This is a genomic window from Mesorhizobium sp. P5_C1, assembly GCF_054049815.1.
In genome coordinates, this window is the sequence record NZ_JBFULQ010000548.1 from 1 (window position 1) to 3548 (window position 3548).

Below are 3548 nucleotides of genomic sequence, written 5' to 3' on the forward strand. Positions count from 1 at the left end.
GACCATACTCAGGCAAGAAATTAGGCAATGACCAAGAAACCGGAAAAACCAGGGTCTGCGAGCATTCGCGTGCTGAAGACGCGGATCAAGAAGAAGAGCGGCCTGAAGGAATCGTCGCGCCGCTGGCTGCAGCGCCACATCAACGATCCCTATGTCCAGCGCTCCAAGGCGGATGGCTACCGCTCGCGCGCGGCCTACAAGCTGATCGAGATCGACGACAAGCATCATTTGCTGAAACCCGGCATGAAGGTGATCGATCTGGGTGCTGCCCCCGGCGGCTGGTGCCAGGTCGCGGCGGCGCGCACGAAATCGACAGCCGACAAGCCGCATGTCGTGGGCATCGACTATCTGGAAATGGATGCCGTGCCCGGTGCGCCGGTGCTGTTGATGGATTTCCTCGATCCGCTGGCACCGCAGAAGCTGGCCGCGGCGCTGGGCGGCGACCCGGATGTCGTGCTGTCCGACATGGCGGCGCCCACCACCGGCCACAAGAGGACCGACCATATCCGCACCATGCATCTGTGCGAGGTGGCGGCCGATTTCGCGCTGTCGGTCCTGAAGCCGGGCGGGCATTTCCTCGCCAAGACCTTCCAGGGCGGCGCCGAAAACGAACTGCTCTCCATGCTCAAGCGCAATTTCCGCTCGGTCCATCACGTTAAGCCGCCGGCGTCGCGCGACGAATCGGTCGAGCTCTATTTGTTGGCCAAGGATTTCAAAGGGCGAGAGCCTCCAGGCGGGCCGGAACGCAAAGTCGACGTTTCGAACGCTTCGAGCGATAGCGAAGGGCAGGGCGAGCCCGAAGCCTAAAGCCATTCGGTTCAATTGCCAGGCGGGCTCACCGGTTCCAGCGTCTTGGGCGTGCTCAGCCGGCCATGGCCGGAGATGGCGTTGCCGGCATCGGGCGCCAGCCGCACGAACGACAGCGCCGCCGCCGCCGATACAGCCGCGACGATGAAGAAGGCGATGTGGAAGTCGTCCAGCGAAAGCGGACCGCCATGGATTGACGTCGAAACTTCCAGGATGCCGCCGGCCAGCGCCACGCCGAGCGCGATCGAAAGCTGCTGGAAGACAGCGGTAATCGGCGTCGCCTTGCTGGTGTCTTCAGCCGAAACCTCGGCATAGGCAAGCGCATTGACGCCGGTGAAGAACATCGAGCGGATGAAGCCGCCGACCAAAAGCATGGCCAGCATCAGCAGATAGGGCGTGTCGGGTGTGAACAGCCCGTTGATGGCAATCGACGCCGCAGCGACCAACGAGCCGACGACCAGCACGCGGCGGAAGCCGGCGACGCGGAAGATCAGCGCGGTGACGAATTTCATGCCGATGGCGCCGATCGCCGAGACGAAGGTGATCATTCCCGACTGAAAGGGCGTCAGTCCGAAGCCGATCTGGAACATCAGCGGCAGCAGGAACGGCACGGCGCCGATGCCGATGCGGAACAACGAGCCGCCAAGCACAGAGGAACGGAACACCTGGTTGCGGAACAGTTCCAGCGCCAGCAGCGGATTTTTGGCGCGGCGCGCATGGAGCAAATAGAGTACTCCCGACGCCAGGCCGACTACCACTGTGATGATGCCGACGATCGGCGGTAGATACGGCAGGCTGACCACCGATAGGCCGAACACCACGCCCGATGCCGCCAGCCCGCTCAGCACGAAGCCGATGAAATCAAGTGGCGGGTTCTGCGTTGGTTCGGTCCGCGGCAGGAAGCGCGTCGCCAGCCAGATGCCGATCAGGCCTATCGGGACATTGATCAGGAAGATCCAGTGCCAGGTGAAATAGGTGGTGATGAAGCCGCCGATCGGCGGTCCGACCAGCGGCCCGACCAGCGCCGGAACGGTCAGCCAGGACATAGCCGCGACCAGCTCACTCTTCGGTGTCGCGCGCACCAGCACCAGTCGCCCGACCGGTGTCATCATGGCGCCGCCAATGCCTTGCAGGAAACGTGACACAACGAAAGCCGGTAGCGAACCGGAAAGGGCGCAGGCGATCGAGCCGACGATGAAGACCGCGATCGCGGCACGAAAGACATTCTTGGCGCCGAAGCGATCGGCCATCCAGCCACTGATCGGAATGAAGATCGCCAGCGACACCAGATAGGCCGTCAGAGCCAGCTTCAGCGCGATCGGGCTGGTATGGATGTCGATGGCGATCGCCGGCAGCGATGTCGCGATGACGGTCGAATCCATGTTTTCCATGAAAAGTGCGACCGCCAGGATGAGCGGGATGGTGCGGTTCAAGGAACGCGTCCGAACTGGATGTTTCGTCGTCAAATGCTTGCCGACCTTGGGGGCGAGCCGACACGAAGGGCGGTTATCACGGCTTGGGGCGGATGTYGCATTAATTTGCGGTCACTTTTGTGCGACCGCAATCGCAGATGGCGTCCGTTCGGCGTCACGTCACCTTTACGGGAGCGTGAAATCATCGGCTTTTCATCGGCGGCGGGACGTGTTACGAGCCAGCGCCAATCCTGAAAGGGAAGAAGACGAGTCGGCGCTGTCCATCCTGGTCAAGCGCTTTTTCTGTATTCCGAGGACTGGCCATGGCAAAAATCATCGAAACGTCCACCGGCGCACTGGCGCTCACCTTTGACGACGTGCTGCTACAGCCCGGTCATTCAGAGGTCATGCCGGGCGAGACCGATGTCCGCACGCGCATTGCCGGCGACATCGACCTCAACGTGCCGATCCTGTCGGCGGCGATGGACACCGTCACCGAAGCGCGGCTTGCCATCGCCATGGCCCAGGCCGGTGGCATTGGCGTCATCCACCGCAATTTCTCGCCGGCCGAACAGGCCGAGCAGGTGCGGCAGGTCAAGAAGTTCGAATCCGGCATGGTGATCAATCCCGTCACCATCGGCCCCGACGCCACCCTTGCCGACGCGCTTTCGCTGATGCGGACCTATTCGATTTCGGGCATTCCGGTGGTCGAGAATGGCGGCACCGGCGGCCAGAAGATCGGTCGGCTGGTCGGCATCCTGACCAACCGCGACGTGCGCTTCGCGTCCGATCCGGCGCAGAAGGTCTACGAACTGATGACGCGTGAAAACCTGATCACGGTCAAGGAGAATGTCGACCAGGACGAGGCCAAGCGCCTCCTGCATCAGCACCGAATCGAAAAACTGGTCGTCGTCGACAGCCGAGGCAATTGCGTCGGGCTGATCACCGTCAAGGACATCGAGAAATCGCAGCTCAACCCGCACGCCACCAAGGACGCGCAGGGCCGCTTGCGCGCCGCCGCCGCCACCAGCGTCGGCGATGACGGTTTCGAGCGCGCCGAACGTCTCATCGATGCCGGCGTCGACCTTCTGGTCATCGACACCGCGCACGGCCATTCGCAGCGCGTGCTGGACGCGGTGGCGCGCGCCAAGAAGCTCTCCAACTCGGTTCGCATTCTGGCCGGCAACGTCGCCACCGCCGAAGGCACGCAGGCGCTGATCGACGCCGGCGCGGATGCCGTCAAGGTCGGCATCGGCCCGGGCTCGATCTGCACCACTCGCATCGTTGCCGGCGTCGGTGTGCCGCAGCTTTCGGCCATCATGTCGGCGG

3 protein-coding genes are annotated in these 3548 nt (G+C 63.1%); 2 read left to right on the forward strand and 1 reads right to left on the reverse strand.

Features of this window, described 5'->3' with window-relative positions:
* Positions 1-27 precede the first annotated feature (27 nt).
* Positions 28-807 carry an RlmE family RNA methyltransferase gene (locus ACXJ7R_RS27630; protein WP_457154593.1) on the forward strand — a complete coding sequence of 260 codons (780 nt, stop codon included), beginning with the start codon at positions 28-30 and terminating at the stop codon, positions 805-807.
* An 11-nt stretch (positions 808-818) separates the two neighbouring features.
* Here ACXJ7R_RS27630 and ACXJ7R_RS27635 read toward each other — a convergent pair whose 3' ends face one another.
* Positions 819-2240, reverse strand: coding sequence for a DHA2 family efflux MFS transporter permease subunit (locus ACXJ7R_RS27635; RefSeq protein WP_457154594.1), 1422 nt, complete (start codon positions 2238-2240; stop codon positions 819-821).
* Positions 2241-2542: 302 nt separating this feature from the next.
* Between ACXJ7R_RS27635 and guaB the strand changes: the two genes are divergently transcribed.
* A partial coding sequence (gene guaB / locus ACXJ7R_RS27640) for an IMP dehydrogenase (RefSeq protein ID WP_457154595.1) occupies positions 2543-3548 on the forward strand: 1006 nt, incomplete at its 3' end.